This is a genomic window from Parvularcula oceani (assembly GCF_000733125.1).
In the GTDB taxonomy this organism is placed as follows: Bacteria; Pseudomonadota; Alphaproteobacteria; order Caulobacterales; family Parvularculaceae; genus Parvularcula; species Parvularcula oceani.
Window position 1 is genome coordinate 320,103 of record NZ_JPHU01000001.1, and the last position, 16,332, is coordinate 336,434.

The window sequence follows — 16,332 nt, forward strand, 5'->3', positions numbered from 1 at the left end:
TCGCGCCGGGCGGACGGGGCGAAATCGGGCGTTGGGACAGGCAGGAGACATCGCCGTTCTCGGCGCAGGCATTGGCGGGCTGGCGATCGCGACGCTGCTCGCGGGTGAGGGACGCCGCGTCCTCGTCTTCGACCGGTTCGAGGCGCCGCGGGCCGTCGGATCGGGGCTGATGATCCAGCCGACCGGGCGTGCCGTTCTCGAACGGATGGGCCTGTGGGAGAATCTCGCGCCTCTTTGCGCACCCATCGACCGCCTGATCGGCCGAAACGAGCAGGACCGCCGCGTGCTCGATGTCCGCTTCGCGGCGCTCGGCACAGGCCGCCAGGGCTTCGGTACTCTGCGCGGCACGCTCTTCGAGACTCTGCTCGAGGCTGCGCGCGAGGCGGGCGCGACCCTCCTGCCGCAAAGCGATATCGAGGGTGCCGATGCCGAACGCGGCACGCTCCGCCTGAATGGCGGCCGCGAGGCGGGGCCGTTCGCACTGATCGTCGACGCGCTCGGCCTCCGGTCTCCGCTGACGAAGGCACCGCGTCGCGAGCTTCCCTATGGCGCACTCTGGGCGACCTTGCCCTGGCCTGCAGATGGGGATTTCGACCCGGCGGCACTTGAGCAGCGCTACCGCGCCGCCTCCCGCATGGCTGGGGTGATGGCATCGGGCCGGCCGAGCCCGGGCGCCCCGAAGACCGCGACCTATTTCTGGTCGATCAAGGCTGCGCAGGCGAAGGATTGGTGAGCCGCGCCTCTAGAGAGCTGGCGCAATGAGGCCGAAGCGCTCTGGCCGCAGACGGCGCCGCTCCTCGCCCAGATCACCTCTCACGACCAGCTGACCTTCGCGCGCTATCGCCACAGGACGCATCGGCGGCCGGTGTCCGGCCCCCGTCTGGTCCACGTCGGGGACAGCTGGCATGCCGCCTCGCCCCAGCTCGGCCAAGGTGCCAATATGGCGCTGCTGGATGCCTATGCGCTCGCCCTCGCGCTGAAGCATCACCGGGGCGAGGCCGCGCTCGCCGCCTATGCCCGAGCCCGGCAAGGCCACGTTGCCCTCTATCAGGCGATGAGCCGCGCCTTTACGCCGGTCTATCAGTCAGATGGAAGGGTCCTGCCCTGGCTGCGGGATCGCGTCGCCGCCCCGCTCATGGGCCTCTGGCCGGTACCCCTCCTGCTCGCCGCCACTGTCAGCGGCGCGCTAGGCGCGCCGCTGAAGAGGCTGGAGCTGCGCTAGATATCGAGCTCCGCTTCCAGCGCCCGGCCCTGGATGAACTCGCGGCGCGGCTCGACCACGTCGCCCATCAGGCGGCTGAAGATGTCGTCGGCCTCGTCGGCTTCGTCGATCTCCACGCGGAGGAGCTGGCGCGCATCCGCGTCCAGCGTCGTCTCCCAGAGCTGGTCGGGGTTCATCTCGCCGAGGCCCTTGTAACGCTGCAGCGCGATGCCCTTGGCGCCCGCCGCGCGGGCCGCTTCGAGAAGCTGCACGGGACCGTAGACCTGAACCTCGCTCTCCTTGCGGCTCCACACGGCAGGCTCGGCGAAGATCTCGCGCAGCGGCGCGACTGCCTCGGCGAGCCGCTTGGCATCGGCGCTCGAAAGAAGCTCCGCTGACAGATCATAGGCTTCGCGCACCCCGCGCACTTCGCGGGCGAGCGTCATGCCGCCCTGTCCGTCCAGCGTCGCGGTCCAACCATCTTCGCCCTCGTCGGCGAGACGGTCGAGCCGCGCGGCGAGCGCATCGCCCTGCGCCTGCTCGGCCTCCTGTCCCAGCGCCCCGGCGAGCGCGGCCTGCACGATGATGTCGCGGGGATAGCGGTCCGGAAAGGCCGACAGGCGGCCCTGCGCCGTGCGCGCAGCGGCGACCCGGTCGGCAAGATCCGCGCCCGCGATCACCTCGCCCGAAGACAGGCGCAGCGACGCGTCCTCAAGACCCTCCCGGTACAGATAATCCTCGAGCGCCGCCTCGTCGGTCAGGTACTGCTCGGACTTGCCGCGCGTCACCTTGTAGAGCGGCGGCTGCGCGATGAAGAGGTGACCGCGGCGCACGACCTCCGGCATCTGCCGGTAGAAGAAGGTCAGGAGCAGCGTGCGGATATGCGCGCCGTCCACGTCGGCGTCGGTCATGACGACGATCTTGTGATAGCGCAGCTTGTCGATGTTGAAGTCGTCGCGCCCGATGCCCGTGCCGAGCGCGGTGATCAGCGTGCCGACTTCCTGGCTCGACAGCATCTTGTCGAAGCGCGCCCGCTCTACGTTCAGGATCTTGCCTTTCAGCGGCAGGATCGCCTGGTTCTCGCGGTTGCGCGCCTGCTTGGCGGAGCCGCCGGCCGAATCGCCCTCGACGATGAAGAGCTCGGCCTTGGCGGGGTCCCGCTCCTGGCAGTCGGCGAGCTTTCCGGGCAGGGAGGAGACGTCGAGCGCGCCCTTGCGGCGGGTCAGCTCGCGCGCCCTGCGCGCCGCCTCGCGCGCGGCGGCGGCCTCGACCACTTTCTGGACGAGGCGCTTGGCTTCGGACGGGTGCTCCTCGAACCAGGTCGAAAGCTCCTGGTTGACGATGTTCTCGACGACTGGCCGCACCTCGGAAGAGACAAGCTTGTCCTTGGTCTGCGAGCTGAATTTCGGATCGGGAACCTTGACCGAGAGAACGCAGGTCAGCCCCTCGCGGGCATCGTCGCCCGACAGGGAGACCTTTTCCTTCTTCGAAAGGCCCGACGAGGTCGCATAGCCGTTCACCACGCGTGTCAGCGCCGCGCGGAAGCCCGCCAGATGCGTGCCCCCGTCGCGCTGGGGGATGTTGTTGGTGAAGCAGAGGACCTTCTCGTGATAGCTGTCATTCCACCACATCGCGCCTTCGACGGTGATCCCGTCGCGCTCGGCGGTGAAGCTGATCGGCTCGCCGATCAGCGGGTGCTTGGCGCTGTCGAGATAGCGCACGAAGGCTTCGAGGCCGCCTTCATAGAGGAGGGTCTCCTCTTTCACGTCGACATGGCGCGCATCGCGCAGCACGATCTTCACGCCCGAATTCAGGAAGGCGAGTTCGCGCAGGCGCCGCTCCAGCGTCTCGTAATCGAACTCCGTCATCGAGAAGGTCTCGGCCGAGGGCATGAAGGTGACTTCCGTCCCCGTCCTGTCCGTGTCGCCGAGCGCCTTGAGGTCCTCGACCGCGTCGCCCCTGCGGAACTCCATCTCGTGGACCTTGCCGGCCCGCCAGATGCGAAGGCGCAGCCAGTCCGACAGCGCGTTGACGACCGAGACGCCGACGCCGTGAAGGCCGCCCGAGACCTTGTAGCTGTTCTGGTCGAACTTCCCGCCTGCATGGAGCTGGGTCATGATGACCTGCGCGGCCGAGACGCCCTCTTCCTCGTGGATATCGGTCGGGATGCCCCGGCCATTGTCCTCGACCGTGACCGAGCCGTCCTCGTTCAGCGTGACCCCGACATGGTCGGCATGGCCCGCCAGCGCTTCGTCGATGGCGTTGTCCACCACCTCATAGACCATGTGGTGCAGGCCGGAGCCGTCATCGGTATCGCCGATATACATGCCGGGCCGCTTGCGGACAGCGTCCAAGCCTTTGAGAACCTTGATGGAACCGGCGCCATACTCGGTATCGGCGAGAATGGCGGACTGATCGGGGGCCGCGTCTGCGGGCATAGGCAACCTGACTGCTGAAAGACTCGAATCCTGCCCTGTTTTTCTAGCGGAAACCCGCCGCGAAACCAAGCGTTACGAGGTCGAAACAATTTAGGCGGGAACAGGTCCGGATGCCGCTCCTGATTCGATCCGCGCGCCTTCCGTCAGCCCAACGGAACGAGCTCGCCCTGGCGCACCGCGAAATGCTCCGCCCGCCCTTCCCATGCTGCGAACAGATCGGCATCCGTGCCGGTCATGAAGGCCTGGCAGCCGAGGGTTTCGAGGATGCCCGCCAGCGCCTCGCGCCTGTCCGCGTCGAGATGCGCCGCCACCTCGTCGAGGAGCAGGACCAGCGGCACCTCCGCGCTGTCCTTGCGCGCCGCCGCCCCAGCGAGGACGAGGCCGATCAGGAGCGCCTTCTGCTCTCCGGTGGAGCACAGGCGCGCGGGCTGATCCTTGTCCGCATGGGTGACATGGAGGTCCGAACGGTGGGGGCCGGACAGCGCCCTGCCCGCCTCGGCATCGCGCCTCCGGTTCGCGGCGAGCGTCTCGAGGAATTCGGCCTCGACATCGCTCGCCGAACGCTCCGCCAGAGCCTCTTCCAGCATCCCCTCCAGCGCCACCACGGCGCCGGGAAACGCGCCTTCCTGAAGCGCTGCATAGCCGCGCGCCAGCATGGCCGCCGTCGTCCTGCGCGCGGCCGCGACCGCGACTCCGGCCTCGGCCATCTGGGTCTCCAGCACGGAGAGAAGGCGTGGATCGGGCGCGCGCGGCCCGGTCAGCGCCGCCGTGCGCTGGCGCATCGCCGTCTCATAGGCAGAGGAGGCGCGGGCGTGCGCGGGATCCTGCGTCAGCGTCATCCGGTCGAGAAAGCGCCGCCGCTCTGATGCACCCTCCACGAAGAGCCGGTCCTGCGCCGGCGTCAGCCAGGAAAGAGCGATATAGTCGAGAAAGACGCCCGGTCCCGAAGCGGGCTCCCCGTCCACCCGCGCCTCGCGCCGCTCGGGCCGCGGCGGCGCGGAGCGGATCGACAGGCGCGTTTCGTCGGGCTCTTCGTCGCCGCCGAGGCTCGCCCCGATTCCGAACCCCTCCGCCCCCTGACGGCGGACATCCGACAGCCGCGCGGAGCGCAGTCCACGTCCCGGAGAGAGCAGGCTGATCGCTTCGAGAAGGTTGGTCTTGCCCGACCCGTTCGGCCCGCTGAGGATCACCGACCGCCCCGCGAAGCGCTGGTCGAGCGAGGGGTAGGAGCGGAAGTCGCGCAAGGTGAGGCGGCGGATGGCGATCATGCCCCGCGTTCGCAGCGAACCTGCCGAGGCACGAGAAAACTTGCCATTAGCAGCACGACGCCGCTCCAGAAGAGCACGCCGATAAACGGGATTTCAAAGGTTACTACCAGTCGAAACCGATGAATGAACTCCGCCATGCCTGTGAAAGGGGATGACGCACGCTCCACCGATCCGGACATAGTCACATATGACAAGCTAAGAGCTATCATCGACCCCGCAACGCCAATCAGGCGCAGGCCAACACGCACCCAGCTCACACCCGAAGCGGCATCAGCACGTAGAGCGCCCGCGCGTCTTCCTCGTCCTGGACGATGGTCGGGCTCGCGGGATCGGCCAGCTTGAAGGTCGCCGTCTCACCGTCGATCTGGCCGGAGATGTCGAGGAGGTAGCGCGCGTTGAAACCGATCTCGAGTTCGTCGCCCGGGTAGTCGACCGACAGCTCCTCGGTCGCCGTGCCCGTTTCAGGGTTGTTCACGAGGAGCTGCAGCCGGTCGCCGCCGAGCGAAAGCTTCACCGAGCGCGTCTTGTCCGCCGAGACGGTCGAGACCCGGTCGACCGCGCGGGCGAAATCGGCATTGTCGACCGCCATCACCTTGTCGTTCCCGGTCGGGATCACGCGCTGATAGTCGGGGAAGGTGCCGTCGATCAGCTTGGAGGTGAGCACAACGTCGCCCGAGGCGAAGCGGATCTTGGACGAGGTGACGCTGATCGCGACCTCGTCCTCGGCATCGTCGAGCAGGCGGCGCAGCTCGAGCACGGCCTTTCGCGGCACGATCACGCCGGGCATGCCCTCGGCGCCCTCGGGCAGCGGCGCGTCGAGGCGGGCGAGCCTGTGCCCGTCGGTCGCCACGGCGCGAAGGGACCGCATCTCGCCTTCGGTCTGCGCGTGCAGATAGATGCCGTTGAGGTAGTAGCGCGTCTCCTCCTGGCTCATGGCGAAGCGCGTCTTGTCGATCAGGCGCCGCAGGTCCGAGGAGGGCAGGACGAATCGCGTGCCGCCCTCATCCGAGGTGATCTGCGGGAAGTCCGCTTCGGGCAGGACGGCGAGCGTGAATTCCGAGCGGCCAGCGGTCAGCTTGAGGCGGCCGCCCTCCCCGCCGGTCTCGAGGCCCACCTGCGTGCCGTCGGGCAGCTTGCGCACGATGTCGAAGAGGGTCAGCGCGGAGGCCGTCACCGCGCCGTCCTGGTCGACGTCTGCGGGCACCTGCTCGACCACTTCGATGTCGAGATCGGTCGCCGTCAGGGACAGCGTGCCGCCATCGGCGCGCATCAGGACGTTGGAGAGGATCGGAATCGTGTTCCGGCGTTCGACGACGCTCTGCACATGGCCGAGCGCCTTCAGGAGCGTGCCGCGTTCGATGGTGACCTTCATGGCGTCCGGGGACCCTCCTCGCGCTCCGGCGTTCCGGGAAAATGGGTCCCGAGACTAAGCACAGCCCGCAGCCGAGCGCCAGCGGGACACCGCGCCGAATGGAACCGGAAACCGTTTTCTTCAGGTTCCAGACATCAGGAACGCCCGCCCCGCATCGCCTGTTCATGTTTGGATGCAGAGCCTTGGGCCTGCGCTAGGATCGGCGGCCGGGATGCCGCCGGGGCCGCCAGTGCGGTCAAGACCCCGATTCGCGCCGCCGGCGCATGGAGCCAGAGCCCCTTGACCTTGCTGCCACCGTTTCTCGCCGAATATCGCGCCCTGATCGCGCTCGGCCTCGTCGCCCTCCTCTTCGTCGGGTTCATGCGGGAGCGGCATCCGCCTTCGGTCATCGCAGCGATGGGGGCTGCGGCGTTCCTGCTGCTCGGCCTCGTTCCCGCCGACGAGGCGATGGAAGTCTTCTCGAACGAGGCCCCGATCACGATCGCGGCGTTGTTCATCCTGTCGGGCGCCTTGGTGCGGACCGGGACCCTGGAGGCGGTGGCGACGCGCATCTTGGAGCTGGCCCGGACGCGGCCGCGACTGGCCCTCCTGCTCCTGTTCGCAGGCACTTTCCTCGCCTCTGCCTTCATGAACAACACGCCGGTCGTGATCATCACGATCCCGATCGTCACGGCCCTCGCGGCGCAGCTCGGCCGCTCGCGCAGGCGGTTCCTCATTCCGCTCTCCTACATCACCATTCTCGGCGGCACCTGCACGCTGATCGGCACCTCGACCAATCTCCTCGTCGACGGCATCGCCCGGGCCCGCGGCCTCGAAGGGTTCGGCGTGTTCGAGATGACAGGCGTCGGCCTCGTCGCCGCCGCGGTCGGCGCCACGACCCTGGCGCTGCTCGGCCGCCCGCTCCTGCCGGGCGGCGATGACCCGGATGCGGCGCCGGAGGAGCCCTCCCCGGTGCTGAGCGAGCTGAGGGTGCGAAAGGATGCCAAGGCGATCGGCAGCCCCCTTTCCGGCCTCAGGCCGCTCGCGCCGCGCGGCGTGAGCCTCGTCGCCGCCTATCGCGGCAGCGAGAGGATCGACGGATGCGCCGAGACGACGCTGCAGGCGCGCGACCGGCTCATCATCCGGGCGAGCGAAGCGGAGCTTCTGACCCTCGCCCGGTCACCCGATTTCGAAATGGGCTTCGCCATCCGCTCTCCGAGTTCCGCGCCCAAGGAGATCGTCACCCTGACCCTCGCCGCCAACGACCCGGCCGTGGGCGGCGCGCTGCGCGCCGCGCCATTCGCCTCGCGCCTGCCCGTGCGGATCCTCGGCGCCTCGCGGCACCGTCACCTCGCCGGACCCGATATCGCCAATCTCGTCCTCAAGGCCGGCGACCAGCTCTGGATCGAGGCGACGACGAACACGATCCGCATCCTGCGGGAAACGCCGAGCCTGATCGTATCCGGTCCGCCGCAGCAATTCGCCTTCCGGCGGGAGCGGGTCGCCCTCGCGGCCGCCACCATGGCGGGCGTGGTCGGCCTCGCCGCGCTCGGCGTCATGCCGATCTCCGCCCTCGCCCTGATCGGCGCCGCGATCATTCTCTTCCTGCGCTGCGTCGATGCGCAGGAGGCCTGGCGCTCCATCGACATGGACGTGCTGGTCCTCATCTTCTCGATGCTGATGATCGGCAGGGGGCTCGAGGCATCGGGCTCGGTGATGCTGATCGTAGAGGCCTCGACGCCGTGGCTTCAGGACCAGTCGCCCTTCATGCTGCTCCTCGGCATCTACGCGCTGACCTCGTTCCTGACGGAACTCGTCACCAACAACGCCGTCGCGGTCATCATGACCCCGCTCGTGATCGGCCTTGCAGGCTCGCTCGGCATCGATCCGCACGCCCTCATCCTGGCGGTGATGTTCGCGGCGAGCGCGAGCTTCGCCACCCCGGTCGGCTACCAGACCAATACGCTGGTCTATTCGGCCGGCCGCTACCGCTTCTCGGATTTCCTCAAGGTCGGCGTGCCGATGAACATCACCGTCGGCATCGGCACCTGCCTCGCCATCGTGGCCCTGTTCGGGGTCTGACGGCGGCCCGGCGCGGGTTCAGCCGCGCTCGAACTCGTCGAAGATGGCGGTGATCCGGTCGCCGAACACGGCATCGGTCTCGGCCAGGATCTCGGCGGCCTTCACCGAATGCATGACGGTGGTGTGGTCGCGGTGAATCATCGCGCCGATGCCGGTCAGCGGCGTGTCCGTCAGCTTGCGCGCGGCGAGGCAGAAGGCATGGCGAGCACGCACGATGGGCTGCTTGCGGGCCCGTCCGGCGACCTCTTCCTTGGTCAGGCCGAAAGTGCGCACGGTGAAGTCGAACACGTCCTCGATCGTGACCGCCTGGCGGCGATGGGACAGATGCTCTGCGAGAAGCTTGCGCACGCGCTCGTCGGAGAGGCTCGCGCTGCCGGCGGATTGCTGGCCGCGCGGGGCGCCTTCCGCCTCGATCGCGACCTGGATCAGCGAGAGCATCCCTTCGAGTTCGCGCACGGAGTCTTCGCAGCGGCGGGCGATCAGGTCGAGATGGCGCTGCGGGATGGTGATGCCGGACTGCGCCTCGAAGACGGCGGCGGCCTGACGGGCGACCCGCAGGCGCAGGTCGTAGTCCGGCCGGTCGATCGAGACGCAGAGGCCACCGGCCAGCCTGTCGGCCAGGCGCTGGGAGATGCCGGTCTCGGCGAGCCGCGCGGGCGGCAGCGCACCGGCGACGAGCACGCGCTTGCCCGCGCCGCGCAGGCGGTCGATCAGGCAGTCGAGCTCTTCCTGGGTGCGCTTCCGGCCGCGCAGGAGCTGGATATCGTCCACCATCAGGACGTCCGTGCTCTGCAGGAAGCTGCGCAGCTCCTTGACCGATTTGGAGATGAAGGCCTCCGACACGTCGGTCATCAGGCTGTCATAGGTCAGGTAGAGGACATTGTCCCCGCCCCTGCGGCGCAGCCATTCCTGCGCGGCGGCGTTCAGGAGGTGCGTCTTCCCGCGCCCGGCGGAGCCGTAGATATAGGTCAGCGGCGCGCCCGTGCCGTCCAGCATCTTGGTGACGGCATGGCGGGCCAGCCGGTTGGTGTCGTTGACGCAGAAGCGCTCCAGCGTCATCGCGCTGTGGAAGCTCGAAGGCAGCGCGCTGTCGAAGGGCTGCGCGGCGGCCTGCGGCTGTTGAGGCGGCGTCTGGGGCTGTTCCCGTCTGGCGATGTTCACGGCGGCGCCTCCCTCGGCGCGCCCTCCGGCATGGAAGGGCGATGCGGTGACTCTAGGCGCGGGACGCGCCGGGGCCAATGCGGCGGGGCTTTCCGCCCGCTGGACCTGGGCGAGATCCTGCACGCCCTTGACCGAGAGACGGTTCACCGGGCCGCAGCTCTTGTTCCAGACCTCGCGCATGCCGCTGGCGAAGCGCTGCGAGATCAGGCTGGCGGAGAAGCGCGTCGGCGTATGCAGGACGACGCGGCCCTCGCCCGCCTCGGCGAGACCGAGCGTTTCGAAATAGCTGTCATAGACCGCCGGTCCGAAGCGGTCGCGCAGCTCGGACTTGAAGGTCGAAAAGCGTTCTTGATCGATGGACGTCGGCATGGCGGAACTCGGGCAATAGAGGGCCGTGCTCCGCATCGGGCGGATGCGGCCCAGAGATGAAACATTCGCGGTAGAGACAGCGGGCGGCGCCGCCTCGGCCCAAACTGGGCGGTCAGCGTAAACGCCGCGTAAATTCCGCGGCGGACGCGTCTCGAACCGGGACGGCTATGGGCTGAGACTCGGGGATGGCCGCTTGCTCACTGATCCCGAACCGTGCGCCATGACCTTCCCCTTCTTCCTGAATTCAAACGATTTGCACCGTCCGATACCAGCTTCGCCACAGTATTCCCACGGCCTGTCGATGACAAGACGATGACCGGTTGAGTCAGGCGATTCTCTCGCGCGATTCTCACGCAGTCGAGCTGGAATCGCCGTGAATCAAGCGTTTACCTCTGCTTAAGAAATTTCCTGGCGCGACTCGACTCTTTTCAACAACGGTTGGAATCTTCTGCACGGCACAAATGTATGATTTTGTTCGAAAATAAGGAACAAAAGCGCACCACGGACGCCGGTCACAACATCTGGTGCCCAGCAAACTGGACTCGCACAAGACTCGCTCGCAACAAAAAACCCGCCCCAAAATGGGACGGGTTTCTGATGGATCCTGGCACACCTCGAAGGCGAACGCCGCCGCCCCCAACTCCCGCGCAGCGGGAGAGGGCGGCGCGGCTCAGGCGCTGATCGCCTTCACGCGGCTCGACAGGCGCGACACCTTCCGGGAGGCGGTGTTCTTCGCCACGACGCCCTTGGAGACGGCGCGGAACATTTCGGACTGCGCGACGCGCAGAGCGTCCTGAGCGGCGGCCTGATCGCCGGAGGCGATCGCCTCCTCGACCTTGCGCAGATAGGTGCGGACGCGGCTGCGGCGCGCCTTGTTGACCGCCGTGCGGCGCTCGATCTTGCGGACCATCTTCTTGGCCGAAGACGTATTGGCCATGCGGAAAACCTCTAAGCGGGATATGTTGGAACTCGAAGGCGGGCGCATAGCGCCGGGGGCGCCCGCCGTCAACGCCGAAGGCGCTCAGCCCGGCGATGCGGCAGAGCCGGCGAGGAGGCCGCCATCGAGGTTGATCTCGGCCCCGGTCATGTAGGCCGCCTCGCCCGAGGCGAGAAGCACGCAGACGGCGGCGACTTCGGAGGGTTCGCCGAACCGCTTGAGCGGCGTATCGGCGACCAGCGCCGCCATGCGCGAGGCACGCTCTTCTCCCTCGCCCAGCATCGGCTCCCACATGGGAGTGAGGATCGCAGCGGGGTGAACCGAATTGCAGCTTATCCGCCAGCCCTGCTGGGCGCAGTACAGCGCCACGGTCTTGGTGTGATTGCGCACCGCCGCCTTGGAAGAGGCGTAGGCCGCGGCGCCCGGAATGCCGACGAGGCCCGAGCGCGAGGAGATGTTGACGATGGCGCCCTCCCCCTTCTGCCGCATCGCGCCGATGGCGTAGCGGCAGCCAAGAAAGGTTCCGTCGAGATTGACCGCGTGCACCGCCCGCCAGTCGGCGAGGCTCGCATGCTCGGGATCGTGCGGGCGGGCGCCCTCCTCGAAGCCGGTGACGCCGGCATTGTTGACGACCACGTCAGCCTGCGGGGCCGCTTCGGCCAGACGCGCCCAATCGCCCTCTTCGGCGACATCGAGGCACAGGAAGCGCTGACCAAGGGCCTCGGCGGCCACGCGGCCCTCGGCCTCGTTCTTATCGGTGAGAAGGACGGAAGCGCCTTCCTCGGCGAAGGCTTTGGAGATGGCGAGGCCGATGCCGCGCGCGGCGCCGGTGACGATGCAGAGTTTTCCTGCGAGTTCGGGCATGAGGGTGTTCCCAAGAGAAATGGCAGCGTCGCCGCCGTCAGGCGGCGCGAGAGCGGATGAGCCGGATTACCGGTGCCGCTTGTCCATTTCTCTCTCCTTAGATCCCCGACGCCTCATTGGCAGTGCGGACAGGTGCGGTCAACGCTGGCAGCCGCCGCAATAGAAGGTGCTGCGTCCCGATTGCACGATCCGCGCGATCACGCCGCCGCAGCGCCCGCAGGGCTCGCCCTCGCGGCCATAGGCAGAGAAGGCGTGCTGGAAGGCGCCACGCTCGCCGCGCGCATCGGCATAGTCGCGCAGCGTGCTGCCGCCCGCCTCGATCGCCTCGGCCAGCACCGCCTTGACGATGGGCACGAGCCGCTCTGCCCGCTTTCGCCCGATGCTCGCCGCCTGGCGCCGCGGGCTGACGCCCGCCCGGTGCAGCGCCTCGCACACATAGATGTTGCCGAGCCCCGCTACGATGCGCTGGTCCAGAAGCGCCTGCTTGATGGGTGTCCGCCGGCCCTCCAGCGCCTGAGCGAGATTTTCGCCGGTCCAGCCCTCCGAGAGCGGCTCCGGCCCCATGCCCGCGAAGTGACGGCAGGTCACAAGCTCCCTCGAAGGCACGAGATCCCAGAAGCCGAAGCGGCGGGGGTCGACGAAGCCGATGCGAACCGGTCCCGCGGCCCCGCCCTCGGCTTCCAGCACGATGTGCTCGTGCCGGTCCGCCGGAACCTTCGTCTCGAAAGCGCCCGGCATGACCGGGTCCTGCCCCGCCTGCACGGTGAAGCGGCCAGTCATGCCCAGATGCGCGATCAGGGTTTCGCCGCTGTCGAGCGGCAAGGTGAGGTATTTCGCCCTGCGGCCGACGCCCAGGACCCGGGCGCCCGTCAGCCGCACATCCAGGCCCTCGGGCAGCGCGAAGCGCAGGTCCGGCCGGCGCTGCACGAGAGAGGTGATCCGCGCGCCGTCGAGCGCAGGCGCCAATCCGCGGCGGACCGTCTCGACCTCGGGCAATTCGGGCATGGTCAGCGCCGCTCCCGGGACAAGAGGGCGGGCGGCGGGAAGGATTCGGGAAGGCTCATCGCCGCCAGATGGGCATGGGAGCGGCAGGACGCCAGTGCCACCGGGCCTGCGCCGGGAGCGGCGGTCCTAAAGAGCCAGAGCCGTGCGCAGACGCGCCTTCTGGGTGTCGTTGAGCACCGTCATCTCATCGATCAGCGCGCTGGCTTCCTTGGTGCTGGCCCGCTCGGCCCGCAATGCGCTCAAGGCCTGCCCCGTCAGGTCAGGTTCGCCATCGGCTTCCCGCACTTCGGACAGAAGCGCGCCGGCGGCGAGGCCGGTGAGAACCTGCGCGCCCCTCTCGGACAGCTCGATGGCGACGGCGGTGCCGTTCCTGTCCACGAAGAGCATCACGGAATTGCCGTCCACGATTCCGCTGAGGAGTTCGAACCCGCCCTCTTCCGCGACGGCAGCGCTCGAATAGGCAGCGCTGGCAGCAGCCAGTCCCAACACACGCAGCAACATGGCACTCTCCCGAAGGGCCCGCCCCTCACCGCTCTCATCCTGTTACAGTGTGCGACGCACATGCAAGGGTAAAGTTGCAGTTAAGGGTTGAGGGAGAGAGCGCGCGAACCCGCCATGCGGGAACGAAAAAGGGCGGCCCGCAGGCCGCCCTTTCCCTTAGCCGATGGAGGCGGGACTTAGAAGTCCATGCCGCCCATGCCGCCCATGCCGCCGCCGGGCATGCCGCCGCCGGCGCCGCCGGAGTCTTTCTTCGGCGCCTCGGCGATCATCGCCTCGGTGGTGATCAGCAGGCCGGCGACCGACGCGGCATCCTGCAGGGCGGTGCGGACGACCTTGGCGGGGTCCACGATGCCCATGGCGGTCAGGTCGCCATATTCTTCGGTCTGCGCGTTGTAGCCGTATTTCGTGTCGGACTGCTCGAGCAGCTTGCCGACGACGATGGAGCCTTCCTCACCCGCATTCTCGACGATCTGACGCAGCGGCGCCTGGAGGGCGCGGCGGACGATCGCGATGCCGGCATTCTGGTCGGCATTGTCGCCGGTCATGCCGTCGAGGACCTTGGAGGCGTAGAGGAGCGCGACGCCGCCACCGGGGACGATGCCTTCTTCCACGGCCGCGCGGGTCGCGTTGAGGGCGTCGTCGACGCGGTCCTTGCGCTCTTTCACTTCGACTTCGGTCGCGCCGCCGACCTTGATGACGGCCACGCCGCCGGCCAGCTTGGCGAGGCGTTCCTGCAGCTTCTCGCGGTCATAGTCCGAGGAGGTGTCCTCGATCTGCTTGCGGATCTGCGCGGTGCGGGCCTCGATGTCGGCTTTCTCGCCGGCGCCGTCGACGATCGTCGTGTCGTCCTTGTTGATGACGACGCGCTTGGCCGTGCCGAGCATGTCGAGGCCGACATTCTCGAGCTTGATGCCGAGATCTTCGGAGACGACCTGGCCGCCCGTGAGGATCGCGATATCCTCGAGCATGGCTTTCCGGCGGTCGCCGAAGCCGGGGGCCTTCACGGCCGCGATCTTCAGGCCGCCGCGCAGCTTGTTGACCACGAGCGTGGCGAGCGCTTCGCCTTCCACGTCCTCGGAGATGATGAGGAGCGGACGCGAGGACTGGACCACCGATTCGAGGAGCGGAAGCATCGACTGGAGGTTCGACAGCTTCTTCTCGTGCAGGAGGATGTAGGGATCCTCGAGCTCGGCGGACATCTTGTCGGCATTGGTGATGAAGTAGGGCGACAGGTAGCCGCGGTCGAACTGCATGCCCTCGACGACGTCGAGTTCGGTCTCGGCGGTCTTGGCTTCCTCGACCGTGATCACGCCCTCATTGCCGACCTTCTCCATGGCTTCGGCGATCATGTCGCCGATGGAGCTTTCGCCGTTCGCCGAGATCGTGCCGACCTGGCGGATGCCGTCGGAGCCGGAGACCGGCGTGGAGATCGAGCGGATTTCCTGGATGACGCGGGCAACGGCCGTGTCGACGCCGCGCTTGAGGTCCATCGGGTTCATGCCCGCCGCGACCGACTTGGCGCCTTCCTTGACGATGGCCTGGGCGAGGACCGTGGCGGTCGTCGTGCCGTCGCCGGCTTCGTCATTGGTCTTGGACGCGACTTCCTTGATGAGCTGGGCGCCCATGTTCTCGAACTTGTCTTCGAGTTCGATCTCTTTTGCGACCGAGACGCCGTCCTTCGTGGTGCGAGGGGCACCAAAGGATTTCTCGATGACGACGTTGCGGCCTTTCGGGCCAAGCGTGACCTTCACCGCATTGGCGAGGGTGTCGACGCCGCGCAGCATGCGTTCGCGGGCGTCGGCTTCGAAGCGGACTTCTTTGGCAGCCATGTTCTAGCTCCTTGAATTTCGTGAAAGGGGAAGAGAGGCGAGGCTTCAGTCGACGATGCCGAGAATGTCGCTCTCTTTCATGATGAGCAGGTCCTCGCCGCCCAGCTTGACCTCGGTGCCCGACCACTTGCCGAACAGGATGCGGTCGCCTTCCTTGACGTCGAGGGGCGTGACCTCACCTGTGTCCGAGCGCGTGCCGGAGCCGACGGCGACGACTTCGCCCTGCTGCGGCTTTTCCTTGGCGGTATCGGGGATGATGATCCCGCCGGCGGTCTTTTCGTCCTCTTCGGTGCGGCGCACCAGGACACGGTCGTGAAGCGGTCTGAAAGCCATGTCGCTCTCCGTTGCTCGGTTGATCGAACGCAGCCTTTAGCACTCGCATGCAGTGGCTGCTAACGGCGCGGAGCTAAGAATGCGCAGCGGTCCCGTCAACACCCCCGCGCTGCGAGATTTCGCACTTTGGAAGAAATGCGCGCGAAGCGGGCCCGCCGCGCGCGAAGCTGGCGCGACATCGCGGTCATGGCCGCCCGGCCGGGCCCGCCTAGCTTCCCCTCATGCGCCGTCTCGATTCATCCCGCCTCGCCCTTCTGGCCGTCCTCCTCTGCGCACAGGCCTGCAACGCCCAGGAGACGCAGCCTCCCGTCGATGCCCGCAGCGAGCGGGCCGAGCCGCGGGTCCGGCCTGACGTCAACGCGGCCTATCTCGATCCGTCCCTCGACGTGGAGCGGCTGGCGCGCGGCTTCGCTTCGGAGGGGCGGGAAGCCTTCGCGGCGCGGGATGCCGTCACGCGGGCGCTGACGATCGAACCGGGAATGGCCGTAGCCGATATCGGCGCGGGAACGGGCATATATCTCGAGCCCTTCGCGGACGCCGTAGGTCCCGACGGAACAGTCTACGCCATCGACATCGCCCAGCCGCTCGTGGACTATCTCGACGCCTATGCCCGGGAACGAGGCCTCGACAATGTCGAGCCGGTCCTCGGCGAGACGGCCACGACGACGCTTCCCGACGCCTCGGTCGATCTCGTCTTCACCTCGGACGTCTATCATCACTTCGAGCGGCCGCGCGCGATGAACGCGCATCTGTTCGACGTTCTGCGCCCCGGCGGCACCTATGCCATCCTCGACTTCCGAACGGACGAGGATGCGCCGAGATGGATCCGCGATCATGTCCGCACCGACATGGCGACGGTCATCGCCGAAGTGACCGCGGCCGGTTTCGTTTTCGCCCGCGAAGTTCCGGTGCGGGGTCTTCAGGAAAACTACCTTCTGCTCTTCGAGCGGCCATGACATCGTTCGCGGAAGCCTGAACAATGTAACGCCGGAT

The 16,332-nt window shown here is 67.7% G+C and carries 14 protein-coding genes; 4 read left to right on the forward strand and 10 right to left on the reverse strand.

Annotated elements, in window-relative coordinates:
- Nucleotides 1–31 precede the first annotated feature (31 nt).
- Nucleotides 32–733 carry an FAD-dependent oxidoreductase gene (locus tag IE88_RS18475; RefSeq protein WP_202900389.1) on the forward strand — a complete coding sequence of 234 codons (702 nt, stop codon included), beginning with the start codon at nucleotides 32–34 and terminating at the stop codon, nucleotides 731–733.
- A gap of 72 nt (nucleotides 734–805) precedes the next feature.
- Entirely contained in the window at nucleotides 806–1,222 is a 417-nt protein-coding gene (locus IE88_RS18480) for an FAD-dependent monooxygenase (RefSeq protein ID WP_202900408.1), read from the forward strand.
- Here the strand turns inward: IE88_RS18480 and gyrB are convergent.
- The 3 genes from gyrB to dnaN all read right to left on the reverse strand — a co-directional run bounded on the left by gyrB (nucleotide 1,219) and on the right by dnaN (nucleotide 6,279).
- Complete coding sequence (gene gyrB / locus IE88_RS0101555) at nucleotides 1,219–3,639, reverse strand: DNA topoisomerase (ATP-hydrolyzing) subunit B (protein ID WP_031549396.1); 2,421 nt, start codon at nucleotides 3,637–3,639, stop codon at nucleotides 1,219–1,221. The genes IE88_RS18480 and gyrB overlap by 4 nt on opposite strands.
- A 143-nt stretch (nucleotides 3,640–3,782) precedes the next feature.
- Complete coding sequence (gene recF / locus IE88_RS0101560; protein ID WP_081871340.1) at nucleotides 3,783–4,907, reverse strand: DNA replication/repair protein RecF; 1,125 nt, start codon at nucleotides 4,905–4,907, stop codon at nucleotides 3,783–3,785.
- A gap of 253 nt (nucleotides 4,908–5,160) precedes the next feature.
- Entirely contained in the window at nucleotides 5,161–6,279 is a 1,119-nt protein-coding gene (gene dnaN / locus IE88_RS0101565) for a DNA polymerase III subunit beta (RefSeq protein WP_031549399.1), read from the reverse strand.
- A 279-nt stretch (nucleotides 6,280–6,558) separates the two neighbouring features.
- On the opposite strand from dnaN, the gene IE88_RS0101570 reads away from it, so the two are divergent.
- Entirely contained in the window at nucleotides 6,559–8,340 is a 1,782-nt protein-coding gene (locus IE88_RS0101570) for an SLC13 family permease (protein ID WP_051881362.1), read from the forward strand.
- Nucleotides 8,341–8,358: 18 nt separating this feature from the next.
- Here the strand turns inward: IE88_RS0101570 and IE88_RS0101575 are convergent, their stop codons facing one another.
- From IE88_RS0101575 to groES, 7 genes are all read right to left on the reverse strand, one after another.
- On the reverse strand, nucleotides 8,359–9,870 hold the full coding sequence (locus tag IE88_RS0101575; RefSeq protein ID WP_031549404.1) for a DnaA ATPase domain-containing protein: 1,512 nt from the start codon (nucleotides 9,868–9,870) through the stop codon (nucleotides 8,359–8,361).
- 670 nt (nucleotides 9,871–10,540) lie between these two features.
- Entirely contained in the window at nucleotides 10,541–10,807 is a 267-nt protein-coding gene (gene rpsT / locus IE88_RS0101580; protein ID WP_031549406.1) for a 30S ribosomal protein S20, read from the reverse strand.
- Nucleotides 10,808–10,891: 84 nt separating this feature from the next.
- Nucleotides 10,892–11,671, reverse strand: a complete 780-nt coding sequence (locus tag IE88_RS0101585; protein WP_031549407.1) for an SDR family oxidoreductase — start codon at nucleotides 11,669–11,671, stop codon at nucleotides 10,892–10,894.
- Nucleotides 11,672–11,809: 138 nt separating this feature from the next.
- Complete coding sequence (gene mutM / locus IE88_RS0101590) at nucleotides 11,810–12,676, reverse strand: bifunctional DNA-formamidopyrimidine glycosylase/DNA-(apurinic or apyrimidinic site) lyase (RefSeq protein ID WP_031549409.1); 867 nt, start codon at nucleotides 12,674–12,676, stop codon at nucleotides 11,810–11,812.
- 126 nt (nucleotides 12,677–12,802) lie between these two features.
- Nucleotides 12,803–13,177, reverse strand: coding sequence for a hypothetical protein (locus IE88_RS0101595; protein ID WP_031549412.1), 375 nt, complete (start codon nucleotides 13,175–13,177; stop codon nucleotides 12,803–12,805).
- Nucleotides 13,178–13,353: 176 nt separating this feature from the next.
- The gene (groL, locus tag IE88_RS0101600) at nucleotides 13,354–15,006 is read right to left on the reverse strand and encodes a chaperonin GroEL (RefSeq protein ID WP_031549413.1); all 1,653 of its coding nucleotides are present in this window, start codon (nucleotides 15,004–15,006) and stop codon (nucleotides 13,354–13,356) included.
- A 45-nt stretch (nucleotides 15,007–15,051) separates the two neighbouring features.
- A complete protein-coding gene (groES, locus tag IE88_RS0101605; protein WP_031549416.1) occupies nucleotides 15,052–15,339 on the reverse strand; it encodes a co-chaperone GroES in 288 nt (95 codons plus the stop codon).
- A gap of 221 nt (nucleotides 15,340–15,560) precedes the next feature.
- Here groES and IE88_RS0101610 point away from each other — a divergent pair, with 221 nt between their 5' ends.
- Nucleotides 15,561–16,295, forward strand: a complete 735-nt coding sequence (locus IE88_RS0101610; RefSeq protein ID WP_036766297.1) for a class I SAM-dependent methyltransferase — start codon at nucleotides 15,561–15,563, stop codon at nucleotides 16,293–16,295.
- The last annotated feature ends 37 nt before the right edge of the window (nucleotides 16,296–16,332 follow it).

Bases quoted from the DNA above. Each gene is read 5' to 3' on its own strand.
- dnaN (WP_031549399.1), bottom strand. From the start codon at position 6,279: ATGAAGGTCACCATCGAACGCGGCACGCTCCTGAAGGCGCTCGGCCAT.
- IE88_RS0101595 (WP_031549412.1), bottom strand. From the start codon at position 13,177: ATGTTGCTGCGTGTGTTGGGACTGGCTGCTGCCAGCGCTGCCTATTCG.
- groES (WP_031549416.1), bottom strand. From the start codon at position 15,339: ATGGCTTTCAGACCGCTTCACGACCGTGTCCTGGTGCGCCGCACCGAA.
- groL (WP_031549413.1), bottom strand. From the start codon at position 15,006: ATGGCTGCCAAAGAAGTCCGCTTCGAAGCCGACGCCCGCGAACGCATG.
- mutM (WP_031549409.1), bottom strand. From the start codon at position 12,676: ATGCCCGAATTGCCCGAGGTCGAGACGGTCCGCCGCGGATTGGCGCCT.
- recF (WP_081871340.1), bottom strand. From the start codon at position 4,907: ATGATCGCCATCCGCCGCCTCACCTTGCGCGACTTCCGCTCCTACCCC.
- gyrB (WP_031549396.1), bottom strand. From the start codon at position 3,639: ATGCCCGCAGACGCGGCCCCCGATCAGTCCGCCATTCTCGCCGATACC.
- IE88_RS0101610 (WP_036766297.1), top strand. From the start codon at position 15,561: ATGCGCCGTCTCGATTCATCCCGCCTCGCCCTTCTGGCCGTCCTCCTC.
- IE88_RS0101575 (WP_031549404.1), bottom strand. From the start codon at position 9,870: ATGCCGACGTCCATCGATCAAGAACGCTTTTCGACCTTCAAGTCCGAG.
- IE88_RS0101585 (WP_031549407.1), bottom strand. From the start codon at position 11,671: ATGCCCGAACTCGCAGGAAAACTCTGCATCGTCACCGGCGCCGCGCGC.
- rpsT (WP_031549406.1), bottom strand. From the start codon at position 10,807: ATGGCCAATACGTCTTCGGCCAAGAAGATGGTCCGCAAGATCGAGCGC.